The organism is Archangium lipolyticum (assembly GCF_024623785.1).
Lineage (GTDB): Bacteria > Myxococcota > Myxococcia > Myxococcales > Myxococcaceae > Archangium > Archangium lipolyticum.
The window spans coordinates 182,693-204,317 of sequence record NZ_JANKBZ010000017.1; the positions used below are offsets into that span (position 1 = coordinate 182,693).

The 21,625-nt window shown below is 67.0% G+C and carries 11 protein-coding genes; 5 read left to right on the forward strand and 6 right to left on the reverse strand.

What is annotated here, in order from left to right; genetic code table 11:
* Positions 1-57: 57 nt before the first annotated feature.
* Both NR810_RS31365 and NR810_RS31370 read right to left on the reverse strand, forming a co-directional pair.
* On the reverse strand, positions 58-3,321 hold the full coding sequence (locus NR810_RS31365; protein ID WP_257458075.1) for a type 2 lanthipeptide synthetase LanM family protein: 3,264 nt from the start codon (positions 3,319-3,321) through the stop codon (positions 58-60).
* A 25-nt stretch (positions 3,322-3,346) separates the two neighbouring features.
* Positions 3,347-5,065, reverse strand: a complete 1,719-nt coding sequence (locus tag NR810_RS31370; RefSeq protein WP_257458076.1) for an RICIN domain-containing protein — start codon at positions 5,063-5,065, stop codon at positions 3,347-3,349.
* A gap of 224 nt (positions 5,066-5,289) precedes the next feature.
* Between NR810_RS31370 and NR810_RS31375 the strand changes: the two genes are divergently transcribed.
* Complete coding sequence (locus NR810_RS31375; RefSeq protein WP_257458077.1) at positions 5,290-8,085, forward strand: hybrid sensor histidine kinase/response regulator; 2,796 nt, start codon at positions 5,290-5,292, stop codon at positions 8,083-8,085.
* Positions 8,086-8,171: 86 nt separating this feature from the next.
* The gene (locus tag NR810_RS31380) at positions 8,172-9,815 is read left to right on the forward strand and encodes an SMP-30/gluconolactonase/LRE family protein (RefSeq protein ID WP_257458078.1); all 1,644 of its coding nucleotides are present in this window, start codon (positions 8,172-8,174) and stop codon (positions 9,813-9,815) included.
* Positions 9,816-9,827: 12 nt separating this feature from the next.
* On the opposite strand, the gene NR810_RS31385 is transcribed toward NR810_RS31380, so the two are convergent.
* Positions 9,828-11,048, reverse strand: coding sequence for a cytochrome P450 (locus tag NR810_RS31385; RefSeq protein ID WP_257458079.1), 1,221 nt, complete (start codon positions 11,046-11,048; stop codon positions 9,828-9,830).
* Positions 11,049-11,364: 316 nt separating this feature from the next.
* Here NR810_RS31385 and NR810_RS31390 point away from each other — a divergent pair, with 316 nt between their 5' ends.
* On the forward strand, positions 11,365-12,375 hold the full coding sequence (locus NR810_RS31390) for a hypothetical protein (protein ID WP_257458080.1): 1,011 nt from the start codon (positions 11,365-11,367) through the stop codon (positions 12,373-12,375).
* Between the two features lie 60 nt (positions 12,376-12,435).
* Positions 12,436-17,412, forward strand: coding sequence for an RHS repeat-associated core domain-containing protein (locus tag NR810_RS31395; RefSeq protein WP_257458081.1), 4,977 nt, complete (start codon positions 12,436-12,438; stop codon positions 17,410-17,412).
* A gap of 87 nt (positions 17,413-17,499) precedes the next feature.
* On the opposite strand, the gene NR810_RS31400 is transcribed toward NR810_RS31395, so the two are convergent.
* Together NR810_RS31400 and NR810_RS31405 are read right to left on the reverse strand one after the other, a co-directional pair.
* A complete protein-coding gene (locus NR810_RS31400; RefSeq protein ID WP_257458083.1) occupies positions 17,500-17,985 on the reverse strand; it encodes a VOC family protein in 486 nt (161 codons plus the stop codon).
* Between the two features lie 2 nt (positions 17,986-17,987).
* The gene (locus NR810_RS31405) at positions 17,988-18,608 is read right to left on the reverse strand and encodes a TetR/AcrR family transcriptional regulator (RefSeq protein WP_257458084.1); all 621 of its coding nucleotides are present in this window, start codon (positions 18,606-18,608) and stop codon (positions 17,988-17,990) included.
* A 153-nt stretch (positions 18,609-18,761) separates the two neighbouring features.
* Here NR810_RS31405 and NR810_RS31410 point away from each other — a divergent pair, with 153 nt between their 5' ends.
* On the forward strand, positions 18,762-21,008 hold the full coding sequence (locus NR810_RS31410; RefSeq protein ID WP_257458085.1) for an ATP-binding protein: 2,247 nt from the start codon (positions 18,762-18,764) through the stop codon (positions 21,006-21,008).
* 31 nt (positions 21,009-21,039) lie between these two features.
* On the opposite strand, the gene NR810_RS31415 is transcribed toward NR810_RS31410, so the two are convergent.
* Positions 21,040-21,504 carry a hypothetical protein gene (locus tag NR810_RS31415; RefSeq protein WP_257458086.1) on the reverse strand — a complete coding sequence of 155 codons (465 nt, stop codon included), beginning with the start codon at positions 21,502-21,504 and terminating at the stop codon, positions 21,040-21,042.
* Positions 21,505-21,625: the final 121 nt, after the last annotated feature.

Genomic DNA, 21,625 nt, shown 5'->3' on the forward strand with positions numbered 1-21,625 from the left:
TTCCCGAAGACGCCAACCCTCGGCTTCGGGAATGCCCCGCAGGGAGGCGGGGACAGCTCAAGGATTCCTTCTGGCGGGGGCGAGCGCGAGCACCGAGGGCACGCGCTCCGGCGCGGCCAGCCGTGCCAGTCCGAAACCGATGCCCGCGAGCCCCACCAGCAGGCCGGGGGTCTCCTGGTTGCGTTGCAGCCCGAACAGGTATCCCTGCTCGTCCATGCCGCGCAGGATGCCCCGGGCCAGCCGGTAGACCCGTCGCTCCAGCGACTCGTCCCGGAGGCTTCTCGCCGCCTCCAGGAGGAAGTCGAGGTTGCCCAGGTCTCCGTGGCACAGGCTGTGATTCTGTCCGAAGCTCCGCTCGAGTGTGGTGGCGGTGGCCACGGCGAGCTCCTCACGCACCTGGGCGTCGTCGAGCTGGGGCAGTCCCGCGAGCCGGGCCAGCCCGATACCGGGTGCGCCATGGCACCACGCCGTCATGAAGTGGGTTCCACCCCCGTGAGGGCCCGCCTCCTCCGCGGCACCCGCGCGCAGGTCCGGCCAGTTGCGCTCCGAGGAGGAGAACAGTCCCCGCTCGAACTCGAGACCCTCGAGCGCCATCCGGTGGAAGCGCTCGTCGCCCGTGGCCGCCGCGAGCCGGAGCAGGGCCAGGGCGATTCCCGCCGCGCCGTGGGACATTCCAGCGAGGGCACGATGGCCCGCCAGGGGAATCAACCACCCCATGCCCCGTGTCTGCCGCTGGGCGGAGTCGAGCAGGCGCTCTCCACAGGCCCGTGCCGTTCGCCACAGGAGCTCCGAGGGCCGGTATTCGGCGAGCGCCAGCAGCGCGATGAGGCATCCCGCCGAGCCGATGCCGACATCCAGGATGTCGTCTCCGGCGATCAACGGGGGAAGCTTCTCCAGGTAACGCTCGGCCTGGTCGAGCAGCCGCGCGTCCCCCCACAGCACCCCGAGGTGGGTGAGGCCGTAGAGGACGCCGCCCCAGCCATTGAGGATGCCGAGCCCCCGCACCTGCGAGGCATCCTGCTCTATCTGCAGGGCCTGGGCGCGCAGGGCCAGGCGGGCCGTGCGGGTGAAGGACGCCTCGCCCGTGACGGCGCCCAGATATCCGAGGGACAAGGAGATCCCCGCGAGCCCCTGGTAGAGGTCGGGGCCGGCCGGTGCGAGCCTCCACCCGCCGGGATCCGCGTACTCGAGCGTCAGCCAGTGGGCCTCCTCCGGTCCGGAGAGGGACAGCCCGACGAGCCGCTCGCCGATGCGCCGGGCCGCCGCCAGCAACTCCTCGCGCCGCGCGGGCGCGTCGGGCTCCTCGACGCGGTAGGAGGGACGCTCGCCCCCGGGCTCCGCCAGGCGGATGACGTCCAGTGTGCGGTGGAGGATCCACCGCTGGCGCTCGACATCCCAGGAGGACAGGTTCGCCAGACGGCGTTGGACCCGCTGGAGGCCGGTGTCCTCGAAGAAGTCGTCGAGGCGCTGGCCCGAGCTGGTCCACAGGTGACGCGAGCCGGCCCGGGTGGTGAACAGGGGAATGTCTCCCCGGTAGAGATCCTCCAGTTCGATGGGGACGAGCCGTTCCAGGAACGGGCGCTCGTCGACGCCCTTCCAGAGGTTGTCGAGGAAGCGCTGCCGCTCCAGGGCATCGCCGAGCGCATGGGGATGGAGGCCCTCGAGCAGCAGGGTGCCGTAGCCCGCCGTGTGGCGGAAGATGACGCGCACCGTGGCCTCGGAGAACGCGGCGAGCGGACCGTCCCCGGCCAGCAACGCCTCGCGCTGCTGCTGGAGCAGGAGGCACATGCGGGAGAAGCCCTCGGAGAGCTCACCGGCGTAGTCGAGCAGGTGGACCTCCGCGTCCTCCAGCCGCGGACGGTTGTTGGAGCCGGAGATCTCCACCTGCCGGCGTTCGAAGCGCATGCGGTCCGTCCCACGCTCCACGGGCATGAGGAAGGCCTGCGGGGTGAGCTGCCCGGGACGCGAGCCGAGACCGCTGATGTCCACCCCGGGGTTGTCCCGGGTGCCCCAGGTGCGCTGGGGCAGCAGGCCGCTCTTGAGCACCGATTCGCCGAGCGGCGCACCCGGGAGACGCTCGACGCCGCGCAGCTCGCGCCCGCGGACGGAGGGGTGGAAGAGCGTCTCGAGATCCACCAGGACGGGATGCTCCCCGGAGGCGATCAGGTTCTCGTGATGGAAGTCGGTGGCATCGAGCAGGTAGAGCAGGGCGGTGTAGCCGCCCTGGCGGAGGTAGAAGCGGCGCACCTCCTCGCGCGAGGAGCAGGGCGCGGCGTTCACGAACTCCACCCAGCCATGGTCGCCGCGATCGAGCACCTCGAGAGTCCGGAGGGGCGGGTCGAAGCCCCGGCCGTCGAGCCAGGAGAGCAGCCGTTGGAAGGCGGCCTCGACGGCGAGGGAACGGGGCTTGTAGACGAGCCGGAAGCCCGACGCGAAGTGCAGGAGGAAGACGCTCCGCCCGCCCCGGTGGGAGTCCGAGATGCCGCCCTCGGCTTCGACCAGCCTGTCCATCCGCGCCGCGCCCGTGAAGTGGCCGCGGATGTCCCGTGCGTCGAGAGCCAGGTGGCGCAGCATCTCCAGTGCGGCCCGCTCCCAATTGGCGAGCTGTTCCACGAGCCGCCGCGCGAGGACGGGGTAGTGGCGCAGGATGGAGAGCGCGGCTTCGCGGTGGCGCAGGCCGCGGACGAAGTCCTGGAAGCGCTGCTGGGGCGTGTCGCCCGCGAGCCGTCCCTCGAGGCCCGCCGCGTGGAGCTCCACGACGAGGACGCGGCTCAGCAGGGTGCCCAGGGCCGCCGGGAGATGGCCGAGCAGGGCCTCGGCGGTGGTCCGGGTCTCGAAGGGCGCTTCGGGGAACGAGGCCACGAGCTCCCGGATCCCCGCGAGGAGCCGTTCATGGCTCCTGCGCACCAGGGGCTCGACGAGCACGAGGAAGGGGGAACGCTCTGGTTGCTGTTCCCGCTCGGGCCAGGCGAAGGGCTCGGCGATGGGGGCCGCGTAGGCCTGCTCTATTTCCTGGGCCCAGGAGGGGGCGGACCCCATGGCGCGCCGCAAGGCCTCGGGCGGCGTACCGAGCACGGTACGAAGCTCCTCCTCGGTGATTCCACCCGCGGCGAGCCGGCGCTCCCACAGTCCGTTCCGGCACAGGGGCTCCTGGTTGCGCCAGCGTTCGACGCGCCGCCGGGCCAGCTCACCATCGATGGCCGCCGTCCCACCGTCGTGGCGCAGCATCCGGATGCGTTCACCCAGCTCGGTACCGAGGAACCAGCGCGAGGCGTCGGCCTGACTTTCTTCCACCTCGCTGCCCATCTTGGAGTCGTTCACGGCGGATCTCTCCAATGAGAATGCGTCACGGCGCGAAGCGGAAGCTCTCGTTCGTCGTCCAGCTGCACGGCCATTGGATCAGGAACCCGCCGTCGTCCATGGAGCCGCCCGCGATGTCCAGACATTGGGAGCTGTGCTTCGCCTGGAGCGCGAAGTGCCCGTTGTCGTAGGGGAGCAGGCGGAAGCGTTGGTTGTCGTTGCCGCCGCAGGTGTACTGGACCACGTTCGTGTTGGCCGCCGTGGAAGCTCCGGGCACGTCCATGCACTTCCCGCTGTGGCGTGCGCGCACCGTGAAGTACCCGTCTCCCGTCGACTCGAGCATCCATCGCTGGTTGTCCACGCCCAGGTTCGAGAACTGGGTGAGCTTCACGCCATCGCTGGTGCTCGCCCCGGGGACGTCGAGCACCTTTCCACTGTGCTGGACGTAGATGGCCGTATGGTCCGCGCCCGTCGGATCATTCTGGAAGGGGATGTTCTCACCGACGGAGGTCCGGCCGCAGCCGTCCTTCGCGCAGCCGCGCATGGAACGCAGGTCACCCGTTTGTTCGATCGGATGGCCAATCCCATCGAAGCAGCCCGAGCCCGTGCAGTTCATCCACGCGGGCGAGCTGGCACCCCGGGTGAGCGGCACCAGGTTGTTCCACGTATCCATGTGGTAGTCATTGCCGCCGGGATTGCGAAAGTCCTCGAAGTAGAGGCAGCCGCCCGAGCCCCCGGAGTCGTGGTAGGTGCCGTGGGCGTTCTTCCCGACGTAGCCGATGGGGTGCGTTCCATCCACGGTCTCGAACGAACCGGCTTCCCGGCTGTACCATCCGCCGTGCTGGTAGAAGGCGACCCGGCTCAATCGCCCATCGACGACCAGGACCGCCATCGACTCCCAGTCCGCGGCGTGCGAGCCCTCGCTGGCGAAGCACGTGCTCTGCCACGCATAGAAGTACCAGTAGCGGATGAGCACCGTGTTCGTCCCGACCTGGGTCGCGATGTAGTAGGCCGGGACCCGGTTGTCGCGAATCGTCGAGTAGTCCTTGTTGCAGAGCGAGACGGGAGAGGCGCCCTGCGCGCGTTGCGCGAAGTACGTGGCCGCGTCGCTCGGGAAGCACTTGCTCTGCTCGCCGGAGCCCGTGGTGGTCTCCTGGTCGAAGCGGAGGCGGGGCGCGTACCGGTTCGCCATCGCGCTCAGATCGAAAGAGGGCCCGCCGTTGTCCGCCTGGCAGAGATAGAGCTGCTTGTTGTCGCAGTAGCGGCCCCAGCATCGGGCTCCCGCGAGGTACATGGACTCCGGGGCCACGAACGTTCCGCCGCTCTCCTCGGAGACGGACTCCGTCCAGTAGCAATTCGAGCGCACGCCGCCGTTGTCGAGCTGGGAGCACCGCAGGGAGATGCTGTCGCAGTAGTCGCCGGCGCAGCGGATGCCCGTCACGAAGCCGTTGTTGCCGCACACCTGCTCGTGCGTGCCCTCTTCGGAGAAGAAGTCCGTCCACCAGCTGTTCGTCTGCGTATGTCCGGACTCCACGCTGAGCAGGCTCACGTTGTCGCAGTAGCGGCCGCTGCAGCGCAGGCCGTGCGTCAGGAATGCGGGGCCGCTCTCGATCGCGGGCGCGCCATCGGTGGTCCATGGCAGCCAGTGAGGAGGATGGACCTCGGTATGGAAGTACGTGCTGCGCGCGTCGGCGGTGGGGGCCCCGAGCGCGGTGAACGCGAGCAGAGCGGCGCCGACAGCGATGCCAATGTTTTTGATCTTCATGGAGCGCGGGACCGTTCTGGCAATCAGGAAAAATGTTTAATCTGAATATACTGTATTCAATGCGTCGGCGGTATCTCTTTTCGAGAAGCAGGCCCAGGGTCCACAAGGGAGGGCTCCCGCCTTCGTGAGGAGACCCTCCCCTTGGGCGAGCGACTCGGGCGAGGCGTCACTCCCTTCCGGGTTGTTGAGGTGAGAGGAAAAAAGGATTTTTGGGAGACCCGTTCATGCGTGCTCCGGCAACCCAGGCACGTGACACCTTTCGCCTGCGCGCACTCCTGGACGATGCCCGGAGGCTCGTCTGGGTGGTGGATGAGGCAGGAAGGATGCAGGAGCCTTCTCCTTCGTGGGCGGCCTTCACCGGCCAATCCCCCGAACGGATGCTGGGCCGACACTGGCTGGATTCGGTCCATCCCGAGGAGCGGGAGCGCCTGGAGCCGGGCGGCGCCTCTCTCGCCAACGATGAGGAGCTCGCCTGCCGCGTCCGCCGGGCGGATGGGAGTTGGAGAGACGTGCTCGTCCGTGCGCTGCCGGTGAAGGACGAAGCGGAGCGGCTCGTGGAGTGGCTCTTCCTCGCGGAGGAGGTCACCGGAAGCGCAGGCGCCAGACAGTCGCGGGCCGAGACGGCGCTGCGCGAGAGCGAGGAGCGATTCCGGTCCGTGGTGCAGACCTCGACGGCGTCCATCTGGACCACCAACGCCCAGGGCGTTCCGGTGGAGGATTCGCCCTCGTGGCGGGCCTTCACCGGCTGTTCCCTCGAGCAGTGGCTGGACGGTTCCTCCTGGATGCAGGCGATCCATCCCGAGGATCGCCCGCGCATCGATGAGGTCTGGCGCCGGTCCCTCGCCACGAAGACGCCCTATGAGGTCGAGGGCCGCATCCGGCATGTGGACGGGAGTTGGCGTTGGGTCCAGGCCCGAGCCGTGCCCGTGTTCAACCCGGATGGCACCGTGCGCGAGTGGGTGGGCACCACCGCGGACATCTCCGAGCGGAAGGCGTCCGAGGAGGAGCGCAACCAGTTGCTGTCGGAGCTCGGAGCCAAGGAGCGGCTGCTCTCGGCCATCCTCGACCAGATGCCCTCGGGCTTCATCCTGGCGGGACCTCACGGGGAGCTGAAGTACGCCAACGCCCAGGCGGAGAAGATCTGGGGCCACCCCCTCATCCGCGCGGAGGACATCCAAGGCTACTCCGCCTATCATCACTTCCGTCCGGATGGCACCGTGCCCAGGCCCGAGGATCTGCCGCTGGCTCGCAGCCTGATGCACGGCGAGGTGGTGCGCGACCAGGTGCTGTGGCTGAGCGGGCAGTACGGCGGGGATGACTGCTTCATCAGGGCGAACAGCGCCCCCATCCGGGACGAGCACGGCCGGACGATCGCCGCGGTTGCCATCTTCGACAACATCACCGAGGCCCGCCGGGCCGAGGAGCGTGCCGCGCGCTTGCTGTCGGTCACCTCCGCGCTCTCGCGGGCCCTCACCCCGGGCGACGTGGCCCGGATCGTCCTCACGGAGGCCCTGGGCGCCATGGGAGCCGACGCGGGTGCCGTCTACCGCCGGCGGGAGGACGAGACGCTCGAGAGCCTCCATGACGTGGGCTGCCTGGAGGAAATGGCTCGCCACCTGACCATGGCCGAGGCGGTTCGCGAGGGCAGGGAGCTGTGGCTCCGCACGGGCGTGGAGTTGGACCGCTGCCTCTCGGTGCTGCCCATGGCGGTGGATGGGCAGTCCATCGGCGCGCTCGTGCTGTCCTTCCCCGGGCCGCGCACCTGTGGCTCCGAGGAGCTGCGGTTCATGAGGATGCTCGCCCAGCAGTGTGGGCTGGCCCTGGAGCGCGCGCGCCTGTACGAGGTGGCCGAGGCGGAGCGCGAGCGCGCGGAGCAGGCCAGCCGCTTGAAGGATGACTTCCTGTGCGTGCTCTCCCACGAGCTGCGCACGCCGTTGACGGCCATCCTCGGTTGGACGCAGATCCTCCGCACGCGCGAGCTGCCGCCGGACAAGCGCGTGCGTGCGCTGGAGACCATCGAGCGCAACGCCCGGGCGCAGACCCAGCTCATCGAGGATCTGCTGGACGTCAACCGCATCGTGAGCGGCAAGCTGCGGTTGGATCTGCGTCCCACGCATCCGGTGAAGCTCATCGAGAGCGCGCTGGACGTGGTGCGCCCGGCCGCCGAGGCCAAGGGTCTCCACCTCCAGGCACGGTTGGATGCCCGGACGGGCCCCCTGCTGGGAGATCCGGATCGGCTGCAACAGATCGTGTGGAACCTGCTGTCCAACGCGGTGAAGTTCACCCCCGAGGGAGGATGCGTGACGGTGACCCTCTCCCAGGGCCCGTCGCACGTGGAGCTCCAGGTGTGCGACACCGGGGATGGAATCTCCCCGGGCTTCCAGAAGCACCTCTTCGAGCGGTTCCGCCAGGCGGATGCCTCCTCCACGCGGCGCTACGGCGGGTTGGGGCTGGGGCTGTCCATCGTGCGTCACCTGGTGGAGCTGCACGGCGGCACGGTCGAGGCTCACAGCGACGGAAAGGGCAGGGGATCCACCTTCACCGTCCGGTTGCCGCTGGTGGCGCCGCGTCCGGGTACGGCCGAGCCGGCGCGTACGCCTCTTCAGGTTCCTCCCTGTCTCCCCACCGACGTCTCCCAGGTGCTCCGTGGACGTCACATCCTGGTGGTCGACGACGAGACGGACTCGCGCGAGCTGATCGCCACCCTGTTGCAGGAGGTGAAGGCCCGGGTCTCCACCGCGGCCAGCGCGGCCCAGGCGCTCGAGCTCCTGAGCCGGGAGCCGCCGGAGCTGCTCATCTCCGACATCGGCATGCCGGAGATGGACGGCTACGCGTTCATCCGGGAGGTGCGTGGCAGAGCCCCCGGGCAGGGCGGGCGGCTACCGTCCATGGCGATCACCGCGTACGCCCGGCGGGAGGATCGGGATGCGGCGCTGCTGGCGGGTTTCGACTCGCACGTGTCCAAGCCGCTCGAGGCGTCGGAGCTGTTGCGGGTGGCGGCTTCGCTCCTGGCCCGCTAGCCCGCGGCGGGCACTCGCGCCTTGCTCCTGGTGTTTTTGATTGATAGACGTGTCAGTCAAAAAAGGCTGTGGAGGCCTGGAACTGAATGCGCCGATTTCCCTATGAGCTCTTGACCGCCTGGATGTTGATGGGGAGCAGCCAGACCCTGGCCGCTCCTCCTCCACCGCTCTACCGCCAGGAGGTGGTGGTAGCCGGCTCTCCCTTCCAAGGCGTCCATGGGATGGCCGTCGATGGCAAGGGGCACCTGCTGGCCAGCAATCTGCTCGGCCAGTCGGTCCACTCCATCGACTTGAAGGATGGCAAGGTGTCCACCCTGGTGGGGCCTCCGCTGGGTGGCGCGGATGACGTGACCCTGGGTCCCGATGGTTCCATCTACTGGACCGGTTATTTCTCCGGCCAGTTGATGCGGCGCACTCCGGATGGGAAGACGCGCGTCATCGCCAGGGATCTGCCGGGTCTCAACTCGCTGGCCTTCCGCCGCGATGGCAGGTTCTACGTCACCCAGCTCGGCCGGGGCGATGCGCTGTGGGAAGTGGACCCGAACGGGAAGAAGCCGCCTCGGAAGATCCTCTCCGGGCCCGGCTTCCTCAACGGCTTCGAGTTCGGCCCGGACGACAAGCTGTACGGCCCGCTCCTGCTCAAGGGGCAGATCGCCCGCGTGGACGTGGACACGGGGAAGATCGAGGTCGTGGCGGAGGGCTTCGCGATGCCGACCGCCGTCAACTTCGACTCGAGCCGCGAGCACCTCTATGTGGTCGACGCGGTGCGGGGCGAGTTGGTGCGCGTCCGGGTGGCCACGGGAGGCAAGGAGGTCGTCGCGAAGCTGCCCACCGGGCTCGACAACCTGGCGATGGGCCCCGATGACCAGGTGTACGTGTCCAACATGGTGGACAACGACATCCGCGTGGTCAATCCCGCCGATGGCTCCGTCCGGCCCGTCGTCGAGGCGCGCTTGAGCGTGCCCTCCGGCCTCGCCGTCGCGCCGGATGATCCGGACGAGCGCCTGTACGTGGCGGACGTGTACGCCCTTCGCCAGGTGGGAGGGCGGGATGGGAAGATCCTCCAGACGACCCGGGCCCTCTCCACGCGGATGACCTTCCCGATGCAGGTGAGCCTGAGCGCGAAGCACGTGGTGCTCAGCAGTGCCTATCTCGGCAGCGTGCAGGTCCTGGATCGGGCCTCCGGAGAGGTCCTGCGGACGATTCCCAACACGAATGGCGTCCAGGGCGTGCTCGAGCTTTCCGATGGCACGCTGCTCGTCGCCGAGGCCACCACGGGCCGGCTGGTGCGGGTGGATGCCGCCGAGCCCGCCGGGACCACGGTACTGACCGGGGGCCTGGAGGGGCCGGTGGGACTGGTGGCCGACACGGAGGCGGTGGAGCCGGGGGTGTATGTCACCGAGGTGCGCTCGGGGCGGGTGACCCGGGTGCGCCTGTCGGATGGCACCCGGCGCACGGTGGCCAAGGGCCTCAAGGCCCCCGAGGGCATCGCCCGGCACCCGGACGGCGGGCTGATCGTCGCGGAGGTGGGCCGCAAGCAGCTGGTGCGCATCGATCCGGCCACGGGGCGCTCCACCGTGCTCGCGAGCGGCTTGCGCATCGGCCTGCCCGAGAGCGCGGGCCTGCCGCCGGGCTACCTCCCCACGGGCGTCGCCGTGGGCGGCTCGGGCACCATCTACCTGTCGTCCGATGTCGAGAGCGCCCTCTACCGGTTCGTGCCAGCGCGCTGACGGGTGGAGCGCTCAGTTCCTCGGGAAGCGCACGTGGAGCGAGCTGGGCCCACGATCCTGGAGGTTGGAGCCCTGGTAGTTGTAGGGCTTGTCGGCGAGCTCCCAGCGCGGAAGCGTGAGCAGGGCGCGGAGGGACTCCTCGACCTCGAGACGGACGAGCGAGGCCCCCGGGCAGTAGTGGGCACCGACGCCGAAGGTCATGTGCCGGTTGGGCGCCCGGGTGATGTCGAAGTGATCCGGGTTGGGGAACACCTCGGGGTCGCGATTGGCCGCGGCGGTCATCGCGTGGATGAAGCGCCCCTTGGAAATGCGCGTGCCGCCCAGCTCCGTGTCCTCCACGCACAGCCGGTTGATGGACAGGATGGCCGGCTCATGGCGCAGGCTCTCCTCGATGGCGCCCCGGGTGAGCCCCGGGTCCACCCTCAACTGGCGCAGCTGCTCGGGGTGCTTCAGGAGCGCGAGGACGGTGTTGGTGAGCTGGTTCGTCGACGTGACGAAGCCCGCGCCGATCATCTGGAAGGACTGGATGACGGCCTCGCCCGCGAGCTGGGGATTGCCGTCCTCCCCCGCGATGAACTGGCTGACGAGATCCTCCCCGGGCGCCGCGCGGCGCTTGTCGACCAGGTCCTTCAGGTAGGCCACCATGTCATGGGTGGTCCGCCGGATGGAGCTCCTCACCTCGTCCGTGTCGACCGCCACGCCCGAGGGCTTGAGCAGGTCCTTCGACCACCTCATGAACCGCGGCCGATCCGCCTCGGGGAGCGCGAACAGCTCGGCGATGGCATTGATGGCGATGGGCTCGGCGAAGTCCGAGACGATGTCCATCTCCCCCTGGCGCCGTCCCTTCTCCAGGGCCCGCTCCACGAGCGATGTGAGCCGGGGCCGGAAGTGCTCGAGCGCCGCGGGCGTGAAGCCCTTCATGACGAGCTGTCGCACCAGCGTGTGGCGGGGCGGATCCTGGAAGAAGACGAGCCGTGACCAGGTCGCGAGCATCTCCTTCGACGCCACATCCTCTCCCAGCAGCCCGAGGCTCCCCAGCAGCTCGTTCGCGCGCCGGGAGGAGAAGTGCGGGCTCTTGGTGAGCGCCTCGATATCGGCGCCGCGCGTGAGGATGAAGCACTGGAGGGGCTCGAAGAAATACACGGGAGCCTGGGTGCGCAACCGCTCGAATGTGGGAAAGGGGTTGGCGAAGAAGCTCTCGCTGGTCAAATCGATACCGGCATCTGCGCTCATCGTTTCTCCAGTGCTGCGTGGCAAGACGGACCGGGAAACTATCGCGGCAGCGGCCCTTGCCGCATCTCCCCGGCTTCGGGTTGACGGGGAGCCCCTTCGGCTCCGCCCTTGCCGCTACTGGAGCATGCTGGCCCGGCGGGGGTGGTAGTCGAACGCACCAACGACACATCACCGACACGTCACCGACACGTCGCCAGGCGTTGTGGCGCTCGGTTCGACGCCTCGCTGTCGAGAGCCCGACAGGCTGGCATCTGCCTTGCTCTTGTGGGCGTGCCGCCCAATCGCGGCTGAGCAGAGACAAGCCTGGAGGTTCGCCATGTCGTTCACGGTCACCCGATTCGAGATCAAGCCCACCCTGGAACAGTTCTACGCCAACGGAAACCAGCAGACGCGGGTCGATATCGAGGTCATGAAGTGCACGTATAAGAATGGCATTCCGGTGAAGGTCCCGTTGTCCAAGGCGGAGAAGAACTCGATTACGGTCGTCGCCTACTCCTCGAACATCAACCAGAAGGCCATGCCGAAGTCGTGGTTCGTCGACAAGCAGCGTAACAACTTCGATATGGGGACCTACTCCGGCGCCAGGATGCTCAAGAGCGCCTCGCAGGTGGACACCCTTCAGCCGGACATCATGAGCTGCTGCGAACCCCCGAACGCGGCGGAGCTCCGGGCCTTGAAGCAGAACGAAGTCCCCGACGTCTTCCGCCGCTTCATCCGCGCCAACCGGATCAGCACGGAGAAGTTGATGGCTCGCATGGTGCTGGACGATGGCACCGTCCTCACGACGAACATGTCGACCGGAAAGCACAAGTTCACGAGCAGCGTCACGTTGGTCGCCATCACGCCTCTCTCCATTCCGGTGTCGCAGTTGACCTCGGCGACCGAGATCAAGCAGGACCAGAAGTACACGGATTACAATCCGGATATCCATCAAACCCTCACCGCGCACTACTGGTCGCTCCCCGCCGGTCTGCGCGCCGAGAGCATCACCAGGAACGCGGTGTTCTTCTACGGTCTCGGAGTCGATAACGGCGTCGCCGACGACCGTGTCCTCACCCGTGGAATCGCTTTCCCCCCGGGCACGCACAACGCGAACGTGCGTGACGCCGTGTCGGGTGGCTGCGTGCAGTCGTTCGACTACACGATGAACGTCGCTCCCAACCAGTGGGCTGTGGCCGTGCTCAAGATCACCGGCTGCAGCTGGACCTCTCCGTACGTCACGGGAACCGTCACCTTCACCGTCACCGACAACTACGGCAACACCCACCGTTACGGTGTCCAGCCGGCCGGCGACCATGGTGACACCGTGAGCATCTCGGCCCTCTAGCGCGCCGCCAGACCACCGGGAATCGGGGTCCGCGAGACACCCAACCAGGAGGAGTCAGCCATGAATGAGTCGATCTATTCCAACGCTTTCAATTTCGGTTCGTATCTCACCGGCGGCGTGGACCCGAGGACCGGGCAATACACAGCCTCCATTCAGCTCGTCCAGCTCAGGCCGCCCAACCTGAATGGCCTGGGCCGCGACATCAAGCTCTCGTTCTCGGCGCTCGATACCGGGAGCCGCTGCTTCGGCACGGGCTGGTCCATCAGCCTGTGCTCTCTGGATTTGGCGAATGGCCGGAACGTGCTGACGCTGTCCGACGGCAGGTCCTTCAGATGCGGGGCGCTTCCGTCCAAAGGTCAGAATCTCCATTTCAAGGATCAGAAGCTCAAGGACTTCCGCGTGAGGAGGGTCGATGCCAGAACCTTCGACGTCATCAACAAGGACGGCGTGGTCGAGCGGCTGGTCAATGCTGGTGAGTCGATCGCCCGGCTCTCCCTCCTGCGCTTCCCCAACGGAGAGACCTTCCAGTTCCATCACGATCACAAAGTGAATGGCGTCTCCTATCTGACGAAGGTCGTCTTCACTCAGACCCAGGAGAACTACCTGAAGATCTCCTACCAGGGCGCCAACGCCTACACGATCGACTTCCCGGTCGATCACGGCAAGACGGCCAGGATCCTGCTGGGCTACCAGAACGACCTGCTGACGTCCGCGTCCCTGCCCTATGCTGCGAGCAAGAACGTGGGTGATGGGGCGGCACTGCCCAGGTACACCATGTCCTACTTGCGTCTCCTGGGGACCTTCCAGGTCATCGAGAAGCTCAGGAACCCCACGGGCGCCATCGAGCTCATCCAGTACAAGGAACAGGGACACAAGGTCAACGGCGGGGGGTTCATTCCCCATGCAACGGTTCACACCGTGAACCCGGGACGAGATCAACCCGCCATCATCAAGACCTACAGCTTCAGCCAGGATCAGAACTTCCTCGGCTACGAGTCCGGTAAGCCCGAGTTCGTGGAGGGTGAAGACAACCTGTACCTGGTACAGGGGAACTACACGTACAAGAGCACGGAGAACATCCTCGGTAGCGATGGTGAGACCCCGCTCTCTTCCACGGTGCGCACCTTCAACAAGTTCCACCTCCTGACCAAGGAAGTGAAGACCCAGCAGGGCACGCGGCTCACCACCACGATCACCTACAACGGAGACCCGTCGCTGGCCTTCAACAAACAGCCGGCGAACCTGCACCAGCCACGCACCGTGGTCACCCGGTATGAGGATCTGAAGGCCTCCACCTCACGGGAAGAGACCGTCGAGACGGAGACGGACGCGCATGGCAACACGCTGAGCACGGTCGAGAAGACGGGCGTGAAGACGGCGTACGAGTACTACCCGGCCGCTGGCGTAGCGGGGAAGTGCCCCGCGGATCCGTTCGGCTTCGTCCGCTATGTCAAGCGCATCATCGTGTCCCCAGCGGCGGGAGCCTCGGGCTCCGCCACCGCCAGGACCACGGAGTACACCTACCAGAAGACGCAGACCCTCGGCCAGGTGCCTGCTTCCTACTACGTGAACAAGGCCACGGAGGTGCTCGACAACGGGTTCTCCAAGACCTTCTCCTACAACGAAAGCCTCACCCAGCCGGCGACCCACGGTCTGCTGCGGGAGTTCCGGTCCAGCCTGAACGGCAAGACCACCATCGTCGCATTTACCCACGAAGTGAAGGAGGGGGCGACGACGACCACCACCACCACCACGGGCTTCGATGGCGCGAAGGCGACCCACGTGACGACCTCATCCCGCATCACGAGCCGCCGCTGGCGCGAGACCGACGTGAACGGGGTGACGACCGCCTTCACCTACGACGTGAGGGGGCGCCTGGCCGCACAGACGACGTCTCCGGACAGTCCAAAAAAAGCCACGCGCAGCTACAAGTACAACGACCCACGCGGTGACAAGGAGGGCCAATGGCCCAGCCTGGTGGAGACCACTCCGCGGGGCATCAGCAAGAAGTTTCACTACGACGGACTGGGCCGGGTGTGCTCCGAGGAGGCGCAGGACGACGACCGCGAGCTGGAGTCCACCGCTAAAGGCTATCAGGGAACCTTCCGCCTGGTGTCGGAGAAGTCCTACGATGTGCTCGGGCAGCTCGTCTCGGAGAAGCGCTACGACTGGTGGTGGAACGCCGACAAGTCGGCACGCGTCGCGACCCCGACAATCAACGAGACACGCTATGAATACGATGGCTGGGGCACGCTCCGGCGCACGAGGTTCGCCGACGGTCACTCGGAGCTGTCCATCCACGACCCCGTCGCCATGACGCTGCGGAAGGGCATTGAAGGCGAAGGCAAAACCCTCACCCGGTTCGACCTGTTCGACCACCCGGTGACCGTCACTCTACTCCGCGCGGACAACGCCGAGTATGCCACCACGAGCTACCAGTACGACGGCTTCGGCCGGAAGGTCAGCGAGAAGGATCCGCTCGGCCGTACGACCCGCTACTCCCATGACCGGTTCGACCGCGTGACGGAGAAGGTGCTGCCGAACGACAACCGTGTGCTCATCCACTACGCGGACTTCAGCGCCAGCGAGCTCGTGACAGGCTTCACGGTGGATGGCACGAAGTTCGGCGAGCGCGCCTATGATGGTCTGGGCCGGGTGACGTCGGAGAGCGTGGGCGGCCGCACGCGCCGCTACGGCTATCAGGCCGGGGGTGACAAGCCCTCCCAGGTCACCACGCCCAAGGGTGACGTGCTGAAGATGAAGTACGCGCCCCATCTCGGCGGCAAGCTCGTGGGCCTGAACGGGCCCGACGTCCAACTCAGCTATACCTACGACCCGAAGACCTCGGCCCTGCTCAAGGCACAGTGCGACGGCTCCACCCAGGAACTCAGCTACTTCGCTTCGGGGTTGTCTCGGAGCGCTTCCGAGCAGACCCGCGGGCGCGCTGGCGTGCTCAGTCAGACCTCGAGCTACGCCTACAGCATGTCCGGCCTCATCCAGGATTTCGCCGACGGTTTCGGCAACCACCACACGAGCGAATACGACGACTACGGCCGTCTGCGGAGCTGCAAGCAGGGGAGCCGCAAGGCGAGCTTCACCTATGATGGCGCCGGTCGCCCGGCGACCATCCGCGTGGAGGACACGGGCGCCGCGGTCACCCTGACCACGAACTTGAAGTACGACGATTTCGGTCGCGAGGTCCGGCGCGTCACCTCGGGGAGGTCGAAGAGGGTGCTCAAGACGAGCTATCTCGACAACGGCCAGATCAGCCGCCGGGTCACGACCGTTGGCGGCGTGATCTGGCGTGACGAGACCTACGCCTACGACGCGCTCGGCCGCCTCGAAGTGTATCAGTGTGCGGGGAGTCAGCCGCCACGGGCCGCTGGCGGGCGCAAGCTCCGGGCACAGCGGTTCACCTTCGACAAGTGGAACAACATCACGCGGCTGGAGACGACCTACGCGGGCGGCAAGGACGGCAAGAAGGTCAAGGAAGTCACCGTCTACCGGTACAGTACACAGGAGCCGACCCAGCTGACCGCCATCGAGCGTGGTGGCAAGAGCATTTCCCTGGCGTACGACGCGGCCGGGAACCTCACGCGGGACGAGCGGAGTCAGGAGTTGCGGTACGACAGCCAGGACCGGCTGGTGAAGGTGCTGGACGGGGCGGGAAAGGTGTTGAGCGAGTACCACTACGATGCGCTGGGAAAGCTGGTACGCCACTCGCTGCCCGGCGGCGGCGAGGCGCTGCGGCATTACCAGGGCGAGTTCGTGAGGAATCAGACCCTGGACGATCAGCGGATCACCTACCTGGGCGCGGAGGGCCAGTATTTCGCGCAGCATGAGAAGCAAGGCTCCACTTCGCGCGGGCGGCTCTTCGCCACGGATGGTCAACGCAGCCTGGTGAAATCCCTGGAGGTCGGCAGCGGGAAGTCCGAGGACTTCAGCTATACACCCTACGGCGAGCGCAGCACATCAGGCGAGGGAGAGAGCCTGATTGGATTCAACGGCGAGGGCGTGGATCCGGTCACGGGCTGGTACTTCCTGGGCAACGGCTATCGTGTCTACAACCCCACCCTCATGCGCTTCCACAGCCCCGACGGCTGGAGCCCGTTCGGGAAGGGTGGATTGAATCCGTACCTCTACTGCGGGAGCGATCCCGTCAATCACGCCGATCCCACGGGGCATCTGAGCACGTCAGCCTGGGTGGGCATTGGCCTGGGCGTGTTGGGTGTCTTCGTCGGCGTCGTCTCGCTCGGGTTGGGGGCTGGCATCAGTGCGGGGATGATCTCCGGGGCGGGGATCATCGGAGGGCTTGCCGCGACGAACACCCTGGCGGTGATCTCCGCCGGGGTGGGAGTCGCGTCGAGCGCCACGGGCATCGCCGCGGCCGCGCTCGAGGAGAACGAGCAGACCTCCGCGATCCTGGGGTGGGTGTCGGCTGGGCTGGGAATCGTGAGCGGTGTCGCTGGCCTGTACGAGGTCGCGAAGTCAGCCATGTCCGTGGGCGCGAGGGCGGCCCGTATGGCCCAATACCAGGTGACGGAGCTTGGCGAGAGCGTGGGAATGTCCGCATCGGTGCTGATGAACAACATTCCTCGCGGCGAGGCGATCAACCTGGGAGTGGCCGCCAGCGGTCAGGCTTTTGGAATGGCCTCTGCCGTCACCGGGTTGGCGAGCTCCGCTGCCTCCGCGGCTGGGAACAAAGGTGCCGCGGAAGTCTTGAACTGGGTGTCCATGGGTCTGGGCTTTGGCAGCGTCGGTGTGAACGCTGGCGTCCTGGGGCACAAGACGCGATGGGCCGGCGCCGGCAGCGTCGCGAGCGTGGATCCACTCAGTGGCCTGGCCACGCCGACCGCACGAAGGGCCTCGGATTCCGAGGTCGCGCTGCGAAGCGCGCGCCCGCTGATCGAGAGATCCTCGTTCCGGGGGAGCTCGGATCGCGTCATCAACGCCTACAACAACCTCCCCACCACCTCCAACGGCATGTTCCGTGACGCGGAGATCGACATCGGATCGATCTTCCTCTCGTTCTCGTGAGACGCTGACTCAGGGGAACGACCGGCTGCCGAAGTCGATGAGGGCCCTCGGCTTCGGCAGCCGTTCCCACCTGAACGCACCCGGGTGCTACTCCCGCGCGTACGCCTCCTCGAGGCGCGCGATGTCGAACTTCTTCATGGTGAGCATGGCCTGCATCACGCGCTGCGTCCGCTTCGGGTCCTTGTCCTGCATCATCTGAGTGAACCTGGACGGGATGATCTGCCAGGAGAGGCCGAACCTGTCCTTGAGCCAGCCGCACTGGCTCTCCTTTCCCCCGTTCGCGGTCAGCGTGGACCACAACTTGTCGATCTCCGCCTGCGAGTCGCAGCTCACCGCCAGGGAGATGGCCTCGGTGAAACTGAAGGCCGGGCCGCCATTCAACGCACTGAATCTCTGACCCGCGAGCTGGAATTCGACCACCATGACCGACCCCTTGGGGCCCGGTCCCGCGTCACCGTAGCGAGACATGCTCAGGATCTTCGAATCCTCGAAGAGCGAGATGTAGAGGTTCGCCGCCTCCTCCGCCTCCTGGTTGAACCACAAGAACGGCGTGATCTTCTGGGGCGTTGCCATGGTCATGCTCCTTTGCGGCGGGGTGTGAGCTGCGTTTCGAGATATCGGCGCAGGTGGCGCAAGGACTCGGCCGCGACGTCGGGGCCCTGCTTCGCCTTGGCGAGGATGAACGCGCCCTGGATGACCGTCTGCATGAACAACCCGAGGCTCTCCGGGGTCCACGGCGCGTCTGGCGCGTAGCGTGCCCTGGCTTCGGCGATGTCCCGCGCCAGCGTCGCGGCATGCGAGCTGAGGTGCTTGTCACAGGCGGCACGGATGGCCGGATGCGTGTCGTAGGCTTCCTGGACCATCGTCCCGAGCAGGCACGTGAAGTCCGGCGGCGCGCCCCGCAGGAGGGCGATGCGGAAGTCGACGTAGCCGAGCAGCCGCTCGCGCGGATCCGTCGCGCGTTGATATGGCCCGGAGGCGAACATGCGATCGGCCATCGCCGAGAAGTGGTCGGCCGCCGCGATCGCCAGCTCCTCCTTGCTCTTGAAGTGGTGGAAGAAGCTCCCCTTGGTGAGGCCCGCGACCGCGCAGACGTCCTCGATACGGGTCGCCGTGTAGCCCCGGGTCCGGATGACCTGCAGGGCCGCGTCGAGGAACTTCGTCTTGGACTGGTGTTGGGGATCCGTGGGGTCCATGAGCATACCGGCTGGTTGGTCAGCGGTGTACCAACCAGTCGGTATGCTGTCAACCCGCTTCCCGCCTCGTGTCGGGCCAGACCTTGAATGCGTACACGTCAACTGGTGGATGCTGGTGGGTGTCAGGTTCTGGTCATTCGCGAGGCATCCCCCATGTCGCATCCGTCCAAGCCCGGATCCACCATCGCGCGCTCGACGCTCATCCGCATGGCGGTGCGCATCGGGGTGGTCATCGCTCTGACCACCCTCGTCAGCTACCTCCACATCCTCCGCACCATACGCATCGAGAGCCTGGACCACCTGGCGCGGCACGTCGAGGAGCGCAGTCAACGGGAGCAGGCCATCTTCGTCCTCGCCGAGGACTCCCACGCGCTCCTCAAGCAGGCCTTCCATGAACGGATCCGTGCCGGAGGCCAGGAGGATCCCACCTCCCGCTTCGACAGCATGTTCGAGCTTCGGCCGGACGGGACGATTCGCGATCGGCCCGAGGGTTTCGATGGGACGCGGAGGCCGGGTGTCTGGATCGCTCCGGGGGTGAAGGTCGATACCGCGTTCCGCCGCCGGCTCCTGGCCGCGTATGACGTGATCGCCCAATACGGGCCCGCCTATCGCACCCGTCACCTCAACACCTTCATCTTCCTGACGGAGGGGGTGAACGTGCTCTACTGGCCGGAGGTTCCCAACTGGACCCAGGACGTCGCGCCCGACTACCCGCTGCTCTCCTTCGAGTACTACACCCTCACCCGGCCCCAGGAGAATCCCCAGCGGCGGATGGTCTGGACCCGCAGCTACAAGGATGACACCTCCGGAAAATGGCTGATCTCGGCCGTCACCCCGCTGGACCTGGACGGCCAGCATGTCGCGACGCTCGGCAACGACGTGCTCGTCGACGAGCTGCTGTCGCGCACCCTCGTCGACCGCCTGCCCGGCGCGTACAACATCATCTTCCGCGATGATGGCCAGCTCATCGCCCATCCCGAGATAAAACTGGATGGCGCAACGAGCGGCTACGACATCCTGGCCTCCAGCCCGCCGGAGGGCTCGCCAACAGGGCTCCCCACCGCGGAGCAGCGGGCCCATCTGCGGAGCATCTTCGAGGCGGTGAAGCGCCGCGAGCCCGGGAAGACCGTGGTGGAGCTGCCCGAGTATGGCGAGTACATCGCCGTGGCGCGGATGCAGGGCCCTGGCTGGAACTTCGTCACGGTGTTGTCCGAGAGCGAGGTGTCCTCGAAAGCCTTCGAGGCCGCGCGCTATGTGCTGGTGTTCGGCCTCGTATCGCTGCTCCTGGAGCTGCTCATCATGTATTGGGTGCTCAGGGAGCAGATCTCCGACCCGCTCCAGGCCTTCACCCAGGCCACGGCACAGGTGGCGGCCGGCGACTTCGGGGTCTCCCTGAAGACCTCACGCGAGGACGAGCTGGGGCAGCTGGCCCGGTCCTTCGAGCTGATGGCCCGGAAGGTCCAGCAGCGCGAGGAGGCTCTGCGGCAGGCCAACGAGGGCCTGGAGCAGCGCGTCGAGGAGCGCACCCGGGAGCTGAAGGATGTCCACCAGCAGCTCGTGCGGACGGCACGGCAGGCGGGCATGGCGGAGATCGCCACCAACGTGCTGCACAACGTGGGCAATGTCCTCAACAGCGTCTACACCTCGGCCCAGCTCGCCCGCGAGCGCATGAGCAAGATGCGGCTCGAGCACGTGGGCCGGGTGGCCCACATGCTCCAGGATCGCCAGGGCGAGCTCGCGACCTTCCTGACCCAGGACGAGCGCGGGCGCAACGTGATTCCCTTCCTGGACAGCTTGGGACAGAACCTGTTGGACGAGCGCCGGGAAATGAGCGAGCTGCTCGACGACATCGGCAGGTACACCGAGCACATCGGCGACATCGTCAAGGTGCAACAGAACCACGCCCGGATGCCGCGGCTCCAGGAGCCGGTCAGCCTGGCGGAGTTGGTGGAGGACGCACTGCGCATCAATGCGGCCGACCTCTCCCGCCACCAGGTGAAGGTGGATCGGCAACTGGCCCCGTTGGCCCCCGTGCTCACCGACAAGCACAAGGTGCTGATGATCCTCGTCAACCTGTTCAGCAACGCCAAACACGCCATGGATGGGGTGCCGCCGGAGGAGCGTCGGCTTGCCGTGAAGCTGGAGCCCTCCGCCGCGGACCGCGTCCGCATCGAGGTGCGAGACACCGGCGTGGGAATCTCACCGGAGCTGCTCACGCGCATCTTCCAGTACGGCTACACCACGCGCCAGGATGGCCACGGTTTTGGCCTGCACTCCAGCGCGTTGGCGGCCCAGGAACTGGGCGGCTCGCTGACGGTCCACAGCGAGGGAGCGGGGCAGGGGGCCACCTTCACGCTGGAGCTGCCCCTGCTCGCCCCCGGGAGACCTCATGGTGCGTAGCCGCTCTTCCGCGGCGGCTCCTTGCCGCTGATCAGCACGGAATGGGAGTGCATTCGGTGGGGCTGCACACGACGCACGTGTGCCATACGAACTTGCAGCGGTTGAACCCCTCATCATCCTCTTCGCACTGAACGCGCACGCCGGTGGGATCGGGATTGAGGTGCTGCAGATACTGCAACCCGTTGAGCACGGCGCCATCGTAGGCGGGATCGCACGCCACGGCTCTGCCCGCGGCGTCGAGGCCGCAGGCCGCTACCTGCGCGCCGTCCGACACCGGCGCTCCCGCCGTGTAGATCGAGAAAGGGGCTCGGCTCTCGGAAGTGGAGACGTACAGGACCTCGCCCGTGTCCAGGGTGACCGGGATGCGGCCCTGTGAGTCACCGTAGTAGCTCGCGAGGCCGCGAAGCCTCGCGGCCAGCGTAGGCGCTGCTTGCGCGACGGCGGTCCCGACAGTCAGCACGAGGAGGAGTCCGACAACACGACGAGATGTCTTCATGGCGTTCGTTCTTCTTTCTGGATCGGGGTGGTTTCCTCTGACCTCACCCGTCCAGACGCACGTGCCTTCGAATATTCCCGCGCCTCATGCGCGACGCCGAGATCCGGGAGCAGTACCAGCA